The organism is Rhizorhabdus sp. GW822-FHT03C02 (assembly GCF_058801765.1).
On record NZ_JBXANN010000004.1, the window covers coordinates 356,708 to 371,890 of the forward strand.

At 67.2% G+C, this 15,183-nt stretch carries 19 protein-coding genes; 9 read left to right on the top strand and 10 right to left on the bottom strand.

The features are described from left to right. Window positions 1-29 precede the first annotated feature (29 nt). The 5 genes from AC1RM6_RS14005 to AC1RM6_RS14025 all read right to left on the bottom strand — a co-directional run bounded on the left by AC1RM6_RS14005 (window position 30) and on the right by AC1RM6_RS14025 (window position 2,064). Window positions 30-227, bottom strand: coding sequence for a hypothetical protein (locus tag AC1RM6_RS14005; protein WP_493102164.1), 198 nt, complete (start codon window positions 225-227; stop codon window positions 30-32). Window positions 228-346: 119 nt separating this feature from the next. After that, window positions 347-496, bottom strand: coding sequence for a hypothetical protein (locus AC1RM6_RS14010; protein WP_493102166.1), 150 nt, complete (start codon window positions 494-496; stop codon window positions 347-349). A gap of 185 nt (window positions 497-681) precedes the next feature. After that, window positions 682-948, bottom strand: coding sequence for a hypothetical protein (locus AC1RM6_RS14015; RefSeq protein ID WP_493102168.1), 267 nt, complete (start codon window positions 946-948; stop codon window positions 682-684). Beyond that, on the bottom strand, window positions 948-1,718 hold the full coding sequence (locus AC1RM6_RS14020) for a hypothetical protein (protein WP_493102170.1): 771 nt from the start codon (window positions 1,716-1,718) through the stop codon (window positions 948-950). The genes AC1RM6_RS14015 and AC1RM6_RS14020 overlap by 1 nt, the downstream gene beginning before the upstream one ends. A 79-nt stretch (window positions 1,719-1,797) precedes the next feature. Further along, window positions 1,798-2,064, bottom strand: a complete 267-nt coding sequence (locus AC1RM6_RS14025; protein ID WP_493102172.1) for a spike base protein, RCAP_Rcc01079 family — start codon at window positions 2,062-2,064, stop codon at window positions 1,798-1,800. Between the two features lie 1,065 nt (window positions 2,065-3,129). On the opposite strand from AC1RM6_RS14025, the gene AC1RM6_RS14030 reads away from it, so the two are divergent. The 7 genes from AC1RM6_RS14030 to AC1RM6_RS14060 all read left to right on the top strand — a co-directional run bounded on the left by AC1RM6_RS14030 (window position 3,130) and on the right by AC1RM6_RS14060 (window position 6,231). Continuing rightward, a complete protein-coding gene (locus tag AC1RM6_RS14030) occupies window positions 3,130-3,261 on the top strand; it encodes a hypothetical protein (protein WP_493102174.1) in 132 nt (43 codons plus the stop codon). Further along, window positions 3,245-3,619: a hypothetical protein gene (locus tag AC1RM6_RS14035; protein ID WP_493102176.1), complete on the top strand. Its 375-nt coding sequence runs from the start codon at window positions 3,245-3,247 to the stop codon at window positions 3,617-3,619. The genes AC1RM6_RS14030 and AC1RM6_RS14035 overlap by 17 nt, the downstream gene beginning before the upstream one ends. 51 nt (window positions 3,620-3,670) lie before the next feature. Next, on the top strand, window positions 3,671-4,015 hold the full coding sequence (locus tag AC1RM6_RS14040; RefSeq protein WP_493102178.1) for a VOC family protein: 345 nt from the start codon (window positions 3,671-3,673) through the stop codon (window positions 4,013-4,015). Between the two features lie 13 nt (window positions 4,016-4,028). Then, entirely contained in the window at window positions 4,029-4,325 is a 297-nt protein-coding gene (locus AC1RM6_RS14045) for an ArsR/SmtB family transcription factor (RefSeq protein WP_493102180.1), read from the top strand. A 74-nt stretch (window positions 4,326-4,399) separates the two neighbouring features. Beyond that, window positions 4,400-4,645, top strand: coding sequence for a hypothetical protein (locus AC1RM6_RS14050; RefSeq protein ID WP_493102182.1), 246 nt, complete (start codon window positions 4,400-4,402; stop codon window positions 4,643-4,645). Window positions 4,646-4,830: 185 nt separating this feature from the next. Continuing rightward, window positions 4,831-5,373: a DUF3429 domain-containing protein gene (locus AC1RM6_RS14055; protein WP_493102184.1), complete on the top strand. Its 543-nt coding sequence runs from the start codon at window positions 4,831-4,833 to the stop codon at window positions 5,371-5,373. 93 nt (window positions 5,374-5,466) lie between these two features. Next, window positions 5,467-6,231: an EAL domain-containing protein gene (locus tag AC1RM6_RS14060; protein WP_493102186.1), complete on the top strand. Its 765-nt coding sequence runs from the start codon at window positions 5,467-5,469 to the stop codon at window positions 6,229-6,231. A gap of 158 nt (window positions 6,232-6,389) precedes the next feature. Here AC1RM6_RS14060 and AC1RM6_RS14065 read toward each other — a convergent pair whose 3' ends face one another. From AC1RM6_RS14065 to AC1RM6_RS14080, 4 genes are all read right to left on the bottom strand, one after another. Further along, window positions 6,390-6,905 (bottom strand): thermonuclease family protein, encoded by a 516-nt coding sequence (locus tag AC1RM6_RS14065; protein WP_493102188.1) that lies wholly within the window; start codon window positions 6,903-6,905, stop codon window positions 6,390-6,392. Window positions 6,906-7,057: 152 nt separating this feature from the next. Then, a complete protein-coding gene (locus AC1RM6_RS14070) occupies window positions 7,058-8,689 on the bottom strand; it encodes a sensor histidine kinase (protein WP_493102190.1) in 1,632 nt (543 codons plus the stop codon). Beyond that, a complete protein-coding gene (locus tag AC1RM6_RS14075; protein ID WP_493102192.1) occupies window positions 8,686-9,411 on the bottom strand; it encodes a response regulator transcription factor in 726 nt (241 codons plus the stop codon). Before AC1RM6_RS14075 ends, AC1RM6_RS14070 begins: the two co-directional genes overlap by 4 nt. After that, on the bottom strand, window positions 9,408-11,024 hold the full coding sequence (locus tag AC1RM6_RS14080; RefSeq protein ID WP_493102194.1) for a DUF4153 domain-containing protein: 1,617 nt from the start codon (window positions 11,022-11,024) through the stop codon (window positions 9,408-9,410). Before AC1RM6_RS14080 ends, AC1RM6_RS14075 begins: the two co-directional genes overlap by 4 nt. Window positions 11,025-11,310: 286 nt before the next feature. Between AC1RM6_RS14080 and AC1RM6_RS14085 the strand changes: the two genes are divergently transcribed. Next, window positions 11,311-11,895: a YdeI/OmpD-associated family protein gene (locus tag AC1RM6_RS14085; RefSeq protein ID WP_493102196.1), complete on the top strand. Its 585-nt coding sequence runs from the start codon at window positions 11,311-11,313 to the stop codon at window positions 11,893-11,895. A gap of 84 nt (window positions 11,896-11,979) precedes the next feature. Next, on the top strand, window positions 11,980-12,504 hold the full coding sequence (locus AC1RM6_RS14090) for a CAP domain-containing protein (protein ID WP_493102197.1): 525 nt from the start codon (window positions 11,980-11,982) through the stop codon (window positions 12,502-12,504). A gap of 60 nt (window positions 12,505-12,564) precedes the next feature. Here the strand turns inward: AC1RM6_RS14090 and AC1RM6_RS14095 are convergent, their stop codons facing one another. Then, the gene (locus tag AC1RM6_RS14095; protein WP_493102199.1) at window positions 12,565-15,093 is read right to left on the bottom strand and encodes a calcium-binding protein; all 2,529 of its coding nucleotides are present in this window, start codon (window positions 15,091-15,093) and stop codon (window positions 12,565-12,567) included. Between the last annotated feature and the right edge of the window lie 90 nt (window positions 15,094-15,183).

Sequence of the window (15,183 nt, forward strand, 5' to 3'; positions counted from 1 at the left end):
TCGTCACGATCGCCTATGTCGGCCCGGCGTCAGAACGCCAGTTGCGGCAACGGTGCCGGCGGCGGCGCCAGCCGCACGAAGATCACCGGCGACTTGCCCCGATATTCGCAGCGCTCGACCAGCGTCCGGTCGCCGCTCGCCAGGGTCAGCGTGTCGCCGACATGCGGCAACTCCTGGCCTTCGAACGTCTCGACATCACCGAACCACCTGCGCACCACTGCCTTCATGGGAAATCCTCTCGACCGTCGCTTTGTTATCGACCCTGAAAACGTCGATATCGGCCGAAGGTTTCGCGGAAATGTCACATTTTTTGACGAATCCGTAGAAACCCTGAGCGGCTCTGGGGTCAATAAGCCGATGCACCCAGCGGCGGCCGCACCAGGATCACCCGCTGCGCCCCGTCGAAATCGCAACGCTCGACCAGCATCCGCGCGCCGCTCGACAGCGTCATCATCTGCCCCGCACGCGGCAGCTCGGTCCCTTCGAAGGCATCCACATCACCAAACCAACGCCGAACAACCGCCTTCATCTCGACCTCTTCGCAAAGCTTTGCGTGAAACCTTCCACGCTCTCATTTCTCTGACGGAGGCATTAGGCGAAAACCGTATTAACATGGCGTAAACAAGCGTAACTTTCGGCGCTTTCCCGGGAAATTTCGACCAAAGTCGTAGGGTTGGAGGATCAGGGGTCGACCGGCCATTCGACCGTTGCCGTCACCACCCCGTCGGCGCGCGCCGCGACGCCGCCGTCGGGCTCGGGCCAGTCGCCGCCATTCCACTGCCCGCCCGGGCCCAGATAGCCGACCGCGCGCTGGCCATGGGCGTCGATCCGGTCGGGCAGATACCAGATCGCCCCCGGGGTGGGATCGGGATTATGCGCGTTGCAGAAATCCAGATAGGCGTCGGCGGCGGCGTCCTTGCCGGCCGGAAACAGGATGATCAGCGACATCAGGCGATGGCTCCACGGTTTTTCAGATAGCGGGCGAACTGGCTCGCCTGGTCGGGGTTCAGCAGGGTGGTGACCGCGATCAGGCTGATGCACGCCGATCCGAACTGGCTCGCGCTCGCGCTGACATTGGCGCCGATCCGCAGCCGGTCGGTGTTGGTGGCGGGAACGATCGCCGCACTGGTCGCCGCGCCCTCGTCGAGGCTGATCGCCTGGGCGGCGCCGTCGATCACCGCGCGCACCACATGCCGGCCCGAAAAATCGGCGCTGCCGTTGGTCGTGGTCGCCGCGCTGCCGTTGCCGGTGATCACGCCGGCGCGGTTGGACGACGTAACGATGTTGCGAAAGATCCGCCGCGCATTGGCGGTGCCGCCGCCATAGCCGAACAGGCAGCGTGCCAGCCCGTCCGCCGCCGGCGCGATCTGGTCGCACAGCATCCAGATCTCGCCCGCCGCCGCGCCGGTCGGCAGCGGCGATCCGGTCAGCGTCAGTTCGTCGTCGGTCCCGTCGAAGGTCACCCCCGGCCGGCCGTTGAAGCTGGTCGCCGACCAGAGCGGTTTCGACCCCGACACCGCCTGCGCCGGCGCATAGCCGCCGACCAGGTCGGTCCACGCCGACACATTGGCGCCGGCCAGGCTCAGCCGGTCGGTCCGCTCGGCATCCCACAGCGCCAGCAGCGCCGCCCCCAGATCCCCCGGCGCGAACCCGCGCCCGCCGCGCGTCGCGACAGCGGGTATCGACACCCCCAGCCCGATCACCCCGCACCGGGTCATGGAAGGTCGCCCAGATCGTCGCCCCGGCGGAGGCCGGGGCCGCCCAAGGCAAGAGCGAAACCGATCGCAACGTCCCCCATCAATACAGCGCCAAGATATCGCCGGCGGTCGTGCCGGTCGCCTTGATCAGCTCCGCCCGGACCGGCAGCACCGCCCCCGCCGGCACATTCTTCCACAGGATGTCGGCATCGTCGTCGACCGCCTGCAGGGTGATATTCCCCCCGGTCCCGACATAGAGCGCCTTGGGCGCATCGCTCAGCCGGTTGCTGTCATGCGGCACCACCGCCACCGCTCGCCGTGCGGGGCTCGAGACGCTGTCGCCCAAAAGCCCGAAACTGTCCGCCATAGCCCTGACCTCCCTGCTGTGCCGGGCGCCCGGCGCGCACCCGCACGCCGCGCCGCGACGCCGGGTCCGGTCGCGGTCCCGATGACGATGGAGACATTAGACCGCCCGGCCGTCACCGCCCAACCGCCCCGCAGGCGCCGACCCTCGCACCCGCCTCGATCCGTTCGCGGCGAGCATCGTCGAGACGCCCCGTGCCACATCGGTCCGACGCCCCTCGACCCGCCCAAAATCGAAATCCAGCCAAGCGCAGCGCCAATCCGCGCCAGCGCCCACCGGCCATTTCAGCCCGCGCCCGCGGCGAATCGTGAGTGAATCGGTTGATTGTTTGATTCTAAGACTCTCCCTGTCCCTTGCATCGCCGCTGCATCTGCCCCGGCACCCACCCGGCAATCCCGCGGCATCTCCATCGGCACGCGGCAGGCCGGACCGAAGAGCCTCGCGCCTCAGTCCAACCAGACTCGCAAAATCCCTCTCCCTTTTGGGGAGAGGGAGGGAACCGCACAGCGGCGGAAGGGTGAGGGCACGCGGCAGGCGGAGCGCATGGAGAAAACGCGAACCCGGCTGCAGACGCGCCGCGGTAGGCGGTCAGGCCGGTTATCGAGACACGCCCGCCGCACCCCATACAGACGGCTTCGACATTTTCGTCTGTACGGCTATCGTCCGGCACCGCCACCATCGGGGGAGACAGCATGCGAAAGTCGAAATCCGTTCAGGCTCTGAATGGTCTCGCTCGCTTCCGCCTCGTTGTTATGTCAGAAAGGCCCGAGTTTCTGACATAACAACACTGCCAATGTCAGAACGGGAATTCAGTACGTGCCCTTATCGGGTTCGGAACGGGCTCTGCCGGCCTATCGCAACGTCAAACATCGCCTTGTCCGTCCTTGTGACGGCGAAGCCTTCCCGATATCCTACCTACAATTGCGCTCATCAGGCCTCTTCCCCTCGGGAAAGCACACTTGGCGGGCCTCTTTGTTTTTAGGCGCCTCCGCCCCCAAACCCGCCCCTCACGAAACCCCGCCACCATCCGTCCCCTCATGCGTTCCCCCTCTTTGAGGAGACCGCATCATGACCCCGCCCCGCACCCCCGACGCGCAAGAAGACGACATCCCCGAATTGCTTCCCGATCCGATCCCGCCCGAGGAAGCTGTGAAAAATATCGAGGAGAAGGGCGAGCCCTTCGATGGCAACTTTGCCTGACGCCGCCGCCCATCCCGCGCCGGCCATGATCGGCGCCGAATTTCCCGTCACCCCCGATGGCCGCTATTTCGTCGTTCGCGGGCGGTTGTGGCGGATGTCCGATCCGACCCTCGGCGCCGATCGCCACGCCGCGCTCGTCGCCGATCTGATGAACGCGCGCCGCGCGGTCGCGGCGGCGAAGCGGGCGATGGACGGGCCTGCGATCGTCGCCGCGCGGCTGCGCGTCGACCAGGCCAAGCGCGGCCTCGGCGAACGCGGCGCCGTGTGGTGGAACGACGGCGCCCCCGATCTAGGCCGCCACATGGTCCGCACCTCGCTCTATGCCGACTGGTATGCCGGACTTGCCATCGGCGCTTGACGTTTCGTCATATCCCGAAATATCATGCGGCCTTCTCCAGGGAGGACTCGCATGGCGCAGCATATCGTCAATGGGCTCGGTCATTTCGAGGTGAAGGGGCCCGATGCCGCGGCGCTCCAGGTCTTTTACGGCGCGGTGTTCGGCTGGGGCTTCGATACCAAGGGGCCGGGCTATACGCTGGTCCGCACCCCCGACGGCGCCGTCGACGGCGCGATCGTCGAGGCCGAGGCGGCCGAACTCGCGATCGGCATCGTCGTCGCCGACATCGACGCCGCGGTCGCCGCGGCGGCGTCGGGCGGCGGCAGCGTCGCGATGCCGGTGGTCGACAATGGCTGGGTCCGCAAGGCGACCGTGGTCGATCCCGCCGGCAACCAGGTGACGCTGATCCAGGCCTGATCGCACCGGCCTTATGCCATTGCCGGCCGACCCCGCCGATCTCGACGAACTGCTGCGCGCGCTCTCGCATCATGAGCGCCGCGGCTTCGTCCGCGCCTGTCTCGACGAACCCCAGGCGGCGGGCACGCTCGCCGCGCGCTCCAGCCTGTCGCTCGCCACCGTCTCCGAACATCTCAAGGTGCTGCGCAAGACCGGGCTGCTGATCGTCGAGAAGGATGGCCGCTTCTGGCGCTACGCGACCGATCGCGCGCGGCTGGCGCAGGCGGTCGCCACGCTTGCGGCCTTGACCGAAAGCGGCGCCGCCGAGTGAAATTTGCGCACCCTTCGCAGGTGCGGGAACAATCGCCCGATCGGTTCGCTTGGGCAACGAAAGGGAGATTTCACATGGCCAATCTGCTCGGCGCGCTGATCGGCGCCGCCATCGATCGCCAGGACGGCGACAGCGGCATCAAGGGCGCGATCGTCGGCACCGTCGCCGAAAGCACGATCAAGATCGTCGCGCCGCTGCTGCTCACCTATGCGCTCGGCTGGGCGGTCCAGTACGGCATCCGCAAGGGCTGGGAAGCGGTCACCGGCGACGATCCGGTCGACGCCGACGGCCAGATGAAACCCGCCAAGGTCGTCGGCTGATCCGATGAACGGGGAGCGCGACCTTGCTCTCCAATCCCGTCGCCCCAGCGAAGGCTGGGGCCCATGGCTGGTGCCTCATGAACCGCCATCGCCTGTGAAGCTGGCCTTCGACGGCGCCCGCGACGATGTGCGGGGCGACGCGCTCCCCCTCGCCATCGCCCATCTCTTCCTCGGCGCCTGATCCGATGCTGGGGGGCACCGAAACCGAAGGCGGCCCATGGGGCAGGGGCGATCCCGCTCCCGGCCAGGCTCCGGTCGACCGGCCGGCCAGGGATCCCGCCGCCATCCCGCTGCTCAGCATGATCTTCGGCTTCGGCCCTATGCTGCCGATCCTCGCCGCCGGCATCGCCGCGCTGGTCGTCGCCGATCCGCTGCGCTCCGTCGCGATCGTCGGCGGCACCGGCTGGGCGAGCGGGATCCTGATCTTCATCGCCGGGGTCCGCCGCGGCTATGGCTTCGCGATCGCCGATCACCCGCGTCCCGGCGCGCTGACCGGCACCTTCTTCCTGTTCGCGATCGGCATGTTCGCGCTGCCCTTGTTCCTGCTGGCGCCGATCCTTGGCGTGCTGCTGCTGATCGTCGCTTATGCCGCGGTCGCCATCCTCGACCGCGCCGCCGCGCTGCGCGGCGAGGCGCCGCGCCACTTCGCGCGGCTGCGCCCGCCGCAGATGGCGGTCGGGCTGCTCGGGCTGGCGATGATCGAGGTGGCGTGCCTGTCGCTGGGCTGATCAGCCTTCGACACCCACCGCCGCTGCGCGACCATGGCACCAACGCCGCACCGCCGCGTTGACAGCCGCCGGTCGAAAAGGGAATGGCCCGCCATGCAATCGCAACCCGCCTGTTCCGGCTGCCGCGACGGCGCCGAAGCCACCCCCGACTTCACGATGGCGTTCCAGCCGATCGTCGACACGCGCACCGGCCGGCCCTTCGCCTATGAAGCGCTGGTGCGCGGGCCCGACGGCGCCGGCGCGGCCAGCGTGCTGTCGCAGGTGACCGCCGAAAATCGCTACGCCTTCGATCAGGCCTGCCGGGTTCGCGCGATCGAGGGGGCGCTGGCCGCGGGGCTGCTCGACACCGACGCCCGCCTGTCGATCAATTTCCTGCCCAACGCGGTCTATTCGCCGATGGCCTGTATCCAGCTCACCCTGCGCACCGCCCAGGCGGCGGCGATGCCGGTCGACCGGCTGATCTTCGAATTCACCGAGAATGAGGCGATGGACACCCCCGAACATGTCGCCGCGATCGTCGATACCTACAAACGGATCGGCTTCGCGGTCGCGATCGACGATTTCGGCGCCGGCCATTCGGGGCTCGACCGCTTCGCTCGCTTTGCGCCCGACCAGATCAAACTCGACATGGGCCTCGTCCGCGGCATCGACCGCGACCCGCGCCGCCGCGCGATCGTGCGCGCGCTGGTCGGGCTGTGCGCCGAACTCGACACGCTGCTGATCGCCGAGGGCATCGAAACCCCGGACGAGGCGCTATGTCTAGCCGATCTGGGTGTGCGCTATCATCAGGGTTATTGGTATGCCCGGCCTGCGGTAGCGGCGCTGCCGCCGATCGAGCAAGGGCTTGGGACCCTTTAGATGGGGGTTCCGCACGATCGATTGTCCGCTAAGCGTCGCTGGGTGAATGCTATGTCTGATTTTCGGCGGAGTGCTTCGGTCGCCATTTGCCGTCGGGGGCGATGTCGAGCGCCGCAAGGATCGCGACTCCCATAACTCCATGATAATATTTGTTGAGTTCAGTCGGCCGCTCGCGGATCGTACATATTGCCTGTTGGCCACCATAGGCTGGGGCCGAGGGGCGTTGGTTCATCTTCGTCGGCGGCGTGAAGATTGGCGTTCGCGCCACACCAGTTCCAGTGATCCGGTACATCAGCGGCGTAGCCACCGACTACCATGAGATCAGATAAATCCTCGCCGTCCGCTCGAACGACCCGCGCCCGCTTCGTCCCATCCGGACCTCTGGCTTCTTGCACCATATGCCATGCGCCATTTGAGAGTTCGGTTTCCACATAGGTCTTCGCATGCCCAGCCAAGGCCGCCTCTGCCCAGCACTTCGCCCACGGCCCGAGCTCCGGCGCGTCTATTCCAGCAATTTTGAACACCTCCCCGTGCCATAGGAGTGTGTCGCCGTCCAAAACTCGTCCGTTTTCGCCGATGGTGAACGTGCCGAGATCGCTGCCTGCACCCTGCGTAGCGGACGATAGCAGCGGTATTGCTGCGAGAAGAAGCGACAATGCGGTAGCTTTGAACATCATTCGCCTGCTTATGGTTATCGTGCAGTCTCTCATGCCGGCAGCCCAGTCGAGAGAAAATTCGATTCAAATCTGGTAAGATCCGATGTCTGAGGCGCAACCCTTGGCCCCGATCGATAATGCGGACATCCATAATCTCCGTAACAGCGCATCTACCCGCGCGGCACCCGCACCTCGAACACCGCCCCGCGCTCCCCCTCGACCAACCCGATCTCGCCCCCGCTCGCGCCCAGCAGCGACCGCACGATCGGCAATCCCAGCCCCGTCCCGCCCTCGGCGCGGCGGCTGGTGAAGAAGGGTTCGAACAGGCGCCCGCGGTCCGCTACGGGCACGCCCGGACCGTCGTCGGCGACGACGATCCGTACCCGCTCCGCATCGGCGTCGATCGCGATCGTCACCGCACCGGCGCCCGCCTGGCGGCTATTCTCGATCAGCGCCGCCATCGCCGCCTCGATCGTCGACGCGGGCACTGCCGCCATCGGCAGGCCGGGCGTCGCACTCGCCGCGATCGCGAAGTCGCGCCCCGCCCAGGCGTCGATCACCCGCGCCACCGCCAGCGCGACGTCGCAGCGCGCGTCCGGATCGGGCTGGGCGACGTCGGCGCGCGCCAGGTCGAGCAGCCGGGTGACGAGCTGCGACAGCCGCCCGGCATCGGCGGCGATATTGGCGAGGAAGCGGGTCCGCTCGGCCTCGCTCATGCTGTCATGATGGTCCTGCAGCAGCTCGATCGCGCCGCTGATTCCGGCGAGCGGGGTCTTGAACTCGTGGCTCACCGCCGCCGCGAAGTCGCGCAGATAGCGCGATCGCCGGCCGATCGCCTCGGCCATGATCGCGAAGTCGGCGAACAGCGCCTGGATCTCGACCGCCGCGGTCGGCGGCACCGGCGGGATCGCGCCGCCGCCCGCCGCCACCGCCCGCGTCGCCGCGCTCAGCTGGCGGATCGGCTTGCCGATCCCGCGCGACAGCAGGATCGCGATGACGGTCAGCAGCGAGAAGATCAGCACGATCCCGATCAGGATCTTGTCGAGATCCTGGTACAGCCCCTTGAACAGCGCCCGCGGTGACCGCGAGAACATCAGCACCCCCGCCACCTGCCCGCCGACCATCACCGGCCGGACATGGTGGATGCGCAGCGCCGACGCCTTGCTCAGCCATTCGAACGAATAACGCGGCCGATAATCGCCGTTGCGGCGCAGCACCGTGCTGGTCCGCCCCGCCAGCGCCGCCGCCACCTCGGGCACCCGGGCATAGCTGCCGCCCTGGCCATAGCCGATCAGCACCCGTCCTTCTGCGTCGGTGAACTGGATCGCCGCCAGCGTGGTCCGCGCGGTCTTCGCCAGGATCGGCGCCAGCCGGATCGCGACCTCGGCCGCCGCCGGATCGGGCGCGCCCGCCGCCGCCGTCGCGCGCGGCCGTTCGGGCAGGATCGGGGTCGATCGCAGGTCGATCGTCGGGGGTTCGGGCCGATAGCGCCGGTCGGCCGGCGTCGCGGCGACCGGGGCATAAGGATCGTCATTCTCGACCGCGCGGGTGAAGGCGTCCGCCGGTTCGGGGACATCCGCCACCGCCCCCGGCCAGATCGCCGTGGTGGTCGCCGCCAGTGCCGCGCCCTGCGCGACCAGCTCGGCCTCGGTCTGGCGCACCAGCACATTCTCATAGACCCGCAGGAAGATCGCGCCGATCCCCGGCAGCACCGCCGCGAACAACAGGGTCCCGATCAGGATCGTCCGCAGCTTCAGCCGCGGCCAGTGCCGCTTCGCCCAGTCCTTCAGCGCGCGGATCACCCTGGCACGGCCGCGCCGTTACAGGCGCCGATCCGATAGCCGATCCCGGCGCGGGTCTCGATCAGGTCGTGCGCGCCGACGCCTGCGAACTTGCCGCGCAGGTTGCGGACATGGCTGTCGATCGTCCGGTCGGTCACCGCGAAGCCCGGCCCGTGCAGCCGGTCGATGATCGCATCGCGCGAGAAGATCTTCGACGGCATCGCCGCCAGCGTCCGCAATATCCCGAACTCGGTGACGGTCAGCACCACCTCCTCGCCGCGCCAGCAGGCGCGCCAGCCGTCGACGTCGATCGACAGCAGCCCGTGCGCGATCCCGGCCTGGGTCTCGACCGCCACCGGCTTGCCGGCGCTGCGCCGCAGGATCGCCATCGACCGCGCCACCACCTCGCGCGGGGAGAAAGGTTTGACGACATAATCGTCGCCGCCCAGCTCGATCCCCAGCACCCGGTCGATCTCGTCGTCGCGCGACGACAGGAACATGATCGGCGTGTCGCCCTCGGCGCGCAGCCGCCGGCACACCTCCAGCCCGTCCATCCGCGGCATGTTGATGTCGAGGATGATCAGGTCGGGCTTCGCCTTGCGCGCGGCCTCGATCGCCGCCTCGCCATCGGCCGCCTCGATCGCGTCGAGCCCGGCCTTGGCAAAGGCGAACACCAGCAGCTGGCGGATGTGCGGATCGTCGTCGGCGATCAGGATGGTGCGCGGCATGGGGCACATGATCATTGCCCATCCCCTTTCGTCAATGGGGCCTTCGACGACGGGGCAGGGGGCGGGGGCGATGCGGCAGGCACCTGTGGGGGTGCTACGATCTCGACCGGCGGCACCGGCGGTGCGGGTGCGATCAGTTCGCCGTCGCAATCGCGATACCAGCCCTTGCGCGCGATCGGTTGCCGCAGCCGCCCGATCGCCGCGATCCGGTCCAGCCGCCGTGCGTTGCGCCACGTCCAGCCGCCATGCGCCATCGTCCACAGCATCTGGCGCTGGGTCTGCGCGCGCACCGCGGTTACCCGGTCGCGCAACACCGGATCGGACGCCACCCGCTCCAGTTCGGCCAGCGACACCAGCGCCGATGGCCCGAGCAGGGACAGATAGCACAGGTCGATCGCCGGCCCGCCGCCGCCGACCTCGCGGGCATGACGCACGTTCCAGTTCGCCGCCACCGAACCCAGGTCGATCGCGGTCGCCACGGCCAGCACCACCAGCAGCGCCACCGCATTGGCGTTGACCAGCCACGCCCCGCTGCGCCCGCGGATCAGCCGCCAGCAGATCAGCGCCAGCCCGACCGCGACCAGCGCCATCCACGCCAGCGCCGCGATCCGCAGCACCGTCAGCGAATAGGCCCCGACATAGTCGATCGTCCGCAACATGCTCGACGCGACCAGCAGGATGTTCTGCGCGGTCCACGCCATCACCAGCCGCCGGATCGCCGGCACCCGCGCGGTCTCGCTGCCCGGGCGCAGCGTCACCAGCACGAACAGCCCGGCGAGCAGCGCGGTGACGATCAGCGTATAGGCGCCGCGATGCGCATAATCGGCCAGGGTGACATGGCCGGGCAGCGGCTGACCGCTCCACAGAAAGGCGATGTCGAGCCCGTTCTGCACCGCGAACACCAGGTTGAACAGGATCAGCGACAGCCGGATCGCCGCCGGGCCGGTGCCGGGCAGCACCCATGCGACCCGATCGGGGTCGGCGTCGATCCGCATATGCATCCGGCTCGGTCGCAGGCTCCCCCACACCAGGATCGCCAGCACCGCCCAGATCACCAGCCGCGGCAGGTCGAGATCGGGCAGGGCGATCCGCCCCAGTACGTCGCCGATCAGCGGATTGGCGTTGGCGAACAGGGTGATGAACAGCAACGTCCCCGCCAGCGGCAGCGCGATCACCGGCAGCAGCCCGCGGACCGGCACGCGCCGCGACGCTCGCCGGCTGCCGCCGACCTTGCCGATATCGATCACCGGCATGCCCAGGCTGGTGGCGCCATGGACCAGCAGCCGCACCGCCCAGCGCGCGGCGTCGTCGAACCGCGCCGCGCACGGCAGCAGCGTCGCCAGCGTCAGCGCGATCCAGAACAGGCACCACCCGAGCAGGCTCGGATCGTCGATCATCAGCCCCGCCGCAAGCGTCGCCGCCACCAGCGCGATCAGCGCGCGCCGGTCGCGCAGTATCGCCGGGCGGAACAGCGCGGTCACCACCGTCCAGGCGAGCGCGAACGCCCCGATCGCCGACCCTGGCCCGCCGCGCTGCCAGAACAGCCAGTCACCCAGCGCGACCAGCGCCCCCGCGCCCGCCACCTTCCCCCAGAACCGCGACCGCATATGCCTTGCCGATGACGCCATGACCCGTCTCCTTCGCCGCCGGGAATGCGCCCGGCGCGGGCAGGGCGATGCGCGCCCGGTTTCGAGCGGCGATGCGCTTGTCGTGCAGATCCTGTGCAGAGACGATGGGAGAGGTCGCCCGCTTTCCACCACCACGTCACCCCAGCGAAGGCTGGGGCCCATGGCTATCTCCCCTCACGCGGTCATTTCCCGTGGAAAGAGACATGGACCCCAGCCTTCGCTGGGGCGACGAGAGGGAAGGATCCACCCTCTGGCGCCCACCCCCGCTTCGCGTCATCATCCGCCGATGACCGAAACCCGCGCCGGCCTCCCGATCCATCTCTTCGCCGACGCCACCGGCTTCGACGCCTGGCTCGCCGCGCAGCCCGCCGGCAGCTCCGGCCTGTGGCTGCGCCTCGCGAAGAAAGGCTCGGGGATCGCCAGCCTGGCGAAGGCCGAGGCGATCGACGCCGCGCTGTGCCATGGCTGGATCGACGGCCAGCTCGATCGCTATGACGACACCTCCTGGCTGATCCGCTTCACCCCGCGCAAGCCCCGCAGCAAATGGTCGGAGATCAACCGCACCCGCGCACTCGAGCTGATCGCCGAAGGCCGCATGGGGCCCGCGGGCCTTGCCCAGGTCGACGCGGCGAAGGCCGATGGCCGTTGGGACGTCGCTTATGCCCCGGCCAGCACCGCCGAGGTGCCTGCCGATCTCCAGGCCGCGCTCGATGCCAGCCCGTCGGCCGCCGCCTTCTTCGCGACCCTCACCGGCGCCAACCGCTACGCGATCCTCTACCGCATCGGCGCGGTCAAACGCGCCGACACCCGCGCCCGCAAGATCGCCGGCTTCGTCGCGATGCTCGAGCGCCGCGAGACCATCCACGGGTAGCGCAGCGCAGCGCGGGGCTTACGATATCTTCATCCCGCCATGCGATGGCCGGTTTCCCCGCCGTTCAGGGATCGTTGCTTACCCATGTCCGCAAAGACCGCGCGCCGCTTCGCCGCGCTGGCGCTCGCCGCCATCGGCCCACTGCTCCAGGGCGCGCTCGATCCGGGAGCTCATCTCGACGACCGGCTGCTCGCCGCGCACAACCGCGAACGCGCGGCGCTCGGCATCGCCCCGCTCGCCTGGGATGCGGCGCTTGCGCGCAATGCCGATGCCTATGCCCGCCAGCTCGTGGCGACCGGCCAGTTTCGCCATTATCGCTCGGGCCCCGAACCCGATGCCCAGGGCGAAAATCTCTGGATGGGCACCGCCGGCTATTTCGCGCCCGAGACGATGATATCCTATTGGACGGCGGAGAAGCGCAATTTCAAACCCGGCATCTTCCCCGACATCGCGATCCGCGGCGACTGGGCGCAGGTCGGCCATTATTCGCAGATGATGTGGCGCAGCACCGGCACGGTCGGCTGCGCGATCGCCAGCGGCGGCGGCCGCGACATCCTCGTCTGCCGCTACCGCGAGGCCGGCAACGTCTATGGCGAGCGGCCTTATTAGAGCATTTTCAATCACCTGACGGCTCGGGCTGGTCGATGCGCGCATCGGCCAGGCGGCCGCCTACAGGAAATAGTCCTGCAGCACCGAACCGTTCGTGGCGTACAGCGTGACATGCTGTTCCCAGGGCTGGGTATTGGCCTGGTCGATGTCGATGATCGAGCGGGTGCCGTTGTCGTTGTTGATATCGTAGAAGTCGATGCGCCCCTGTGTATCGAAATAGGTGAGCTGACTGGTCCAGGGCTTGTCGCCGGCCTGGTCGACATCGACGATCGTGCGGGTGCCGTTGTCATTGTTGATATCGTAGAAATCGACCCGGCCGGCCGTGTCGAAATAGATGAGCTGGCTGGTCCAGGGCTTGTCGCCGGCCTGGTCGACATCGACGATCACTCGGGTGCCGTCATCCTTGTTGATGTCGTAGAAATCGACGCGGCCGGCGGTGTCGAAATAGGTCAATTGCGACGACCAGGGCTGGTTGCCGAGTTGATCCTTGTCGACGATCACCCGGGTGCCGTCGTCATTCTGGATGTCGTAGAAATCGACGCGGCCGATCGGATCATAATAGGTCAGATATGATGACCATGGCTGATCGTCGTTCTGATCCTTGTCGACGATCACCGAGGACGTGTTGTCCTTGATGATCACATGATAGTCGATCCGGCCGTTCGGCGCATAATAAGTGGTCTGCCGAAGAAAATCGGCCGTCCCCGCCTGGTCGTAGTCGACGACGATCCGCAGGCCGTCGTCTCCGGTGGTGTCGGTGAAATCGACCCGTCCCTGCACGTCATAATAGGTCGTCTTGTAGCGATAATCGGATGTCCGTTCATAAGGGTCGAACAGCGACATCGATCGCGTACCATCATCGAAGAAGGTCTCGCCCGTCAGCTGCCGCCCCGATGCATCGGCGATATTCCTGAAATAGGAAAAGGCCGCGCTGTTGCTCAGGTCGTTGGTGACGCTCTCGACGAACTCGAAGCCATGCGCCGCGACGTCGAAGCCGGCGGCGAGGCTGCGGTCGACCAGCACCAGCGTGTCGCTACCCGCGCCGCCGATGATGTTGGCGGGGTTGTCGGCGGCGTCATAATAGATGCGGTCGTCACCGTCGCCGCCGTCAAGCAGGTCGGCGCCGGCGCCGCCTTCGAGGATGTCGTCGCCGGCACCGCCCAGCAGCACGTCGTCGCCGCCATTGCCGACCAGGTGATCGTTGCCGAAGCCGCCTTCGATCCGGTCGTTGTTGCTGCCGCCGATCAGCGTGTCGTTGCCGGCATAGCCCGATATGGTGCCGCCGACCGTCCCGGCGCTGCCGTCGAAATAATCGTTACCGACGTCGAGACTGACCTCGCCGGCGATCGTCGCCGCACTGGTGATGCTGAGCGATAACGTCGTATTGCCGGCCGTGGCACCCAGCCGGCCGGCATCGGTGGGGCCCGTGATGCGGCCGACGAAGGTCGAGGAATCGAGCGTCACCGCGGACTTGTCGGAGATCTGCACCAGGGCACCGCGCAGATCGGTTCCCTCGATGCTGATCGGTGCGTTCGAACCCGACGAACTGATGAAGACCGACGAGACGTCGCGCAGGTTTTTGACATGCAGCGGCAAACCGGGAGTGCGGGTGATGCCGGGTATGGTCGCGCTGGAAATATAGGCCTGTTCGAAATTCCTGATCGCGGCGGCATCGATCGTATCGCCGCCGAGCAGCTGGATGAAGAGCTTGTCCTCGCCCGCGCCGCCATCCATGAGGGCCGGCGGTTGGGTCGGATCGGCTTCCGGGTTAGGAAATTGGCTCGCCGTGATGATCAGCGCGTCGTTTCCGCCCTTCAGGTCGATCTGGCCAAAAATGATCGTATCGCGGCCGACACTGACGGACTCGGCACTATCGGTTCCAATGATCGAATGGAGTAGCGACTGGTTGTAGATGGTCAGATATTGGATGGCCGAACCGCTCGAACCGCCGAACAGGATATCGGCATCCGGCGACGACAGCCGCTGAATGACCGTCGGCATCGCCTTGTCGCGCCCGATCTCTATCCGTGACAGGCCGCTGATCGAGCCGAAATTCACGCCGCCGCGGATTTCGAGAATTTCGAAATCCTCGAAATGGGCCAGCACGCCGCTGCCGGTGCCTTCGATGATGGCGCGATCGATGCCGTTTCCGCCCGTCACCTGGATCGAATAGGTGTTCGTCGATCCCGTGGATAATCTTATCACATCGTCGCCATCGCCCAGATCGATATCGCCCTGCGTTACCGCCCCATCGCCGAGCTCGACGAGATCGTTGCCGGAGCCGGTGTCGATCCTGCCGATGATCGTACCGAAATTGCGCACGATGTCGGCCCCCGCGGACCCCGTAATCGCGAAACCGTCCGGTGAATCGGTCTCCGGATCGGTACGGATCACCCCACCGGCCTGATTGATGACGGTGCCGCTGGCGTACATCGCCACGGCCTGCACATAGGACTCGTTAGAGCGGATGACCCCGCCGCTATGATTGACCAATGTGGCATTGACGGCGTTCAGAACTAAGGCCGGTGCGCCTTCGACGGTCGAGACATTCTCATAGGGTGTCGTGCCCTGCGTAATCGTGACAGTCAAAGATCTGCTCCCCCCGAAGCCAGGCGAAAAATGGTCCGTTCAGCATCGTAATATGAAATGGATGATGGGCAGGCTAGCGCGTTTTCACGT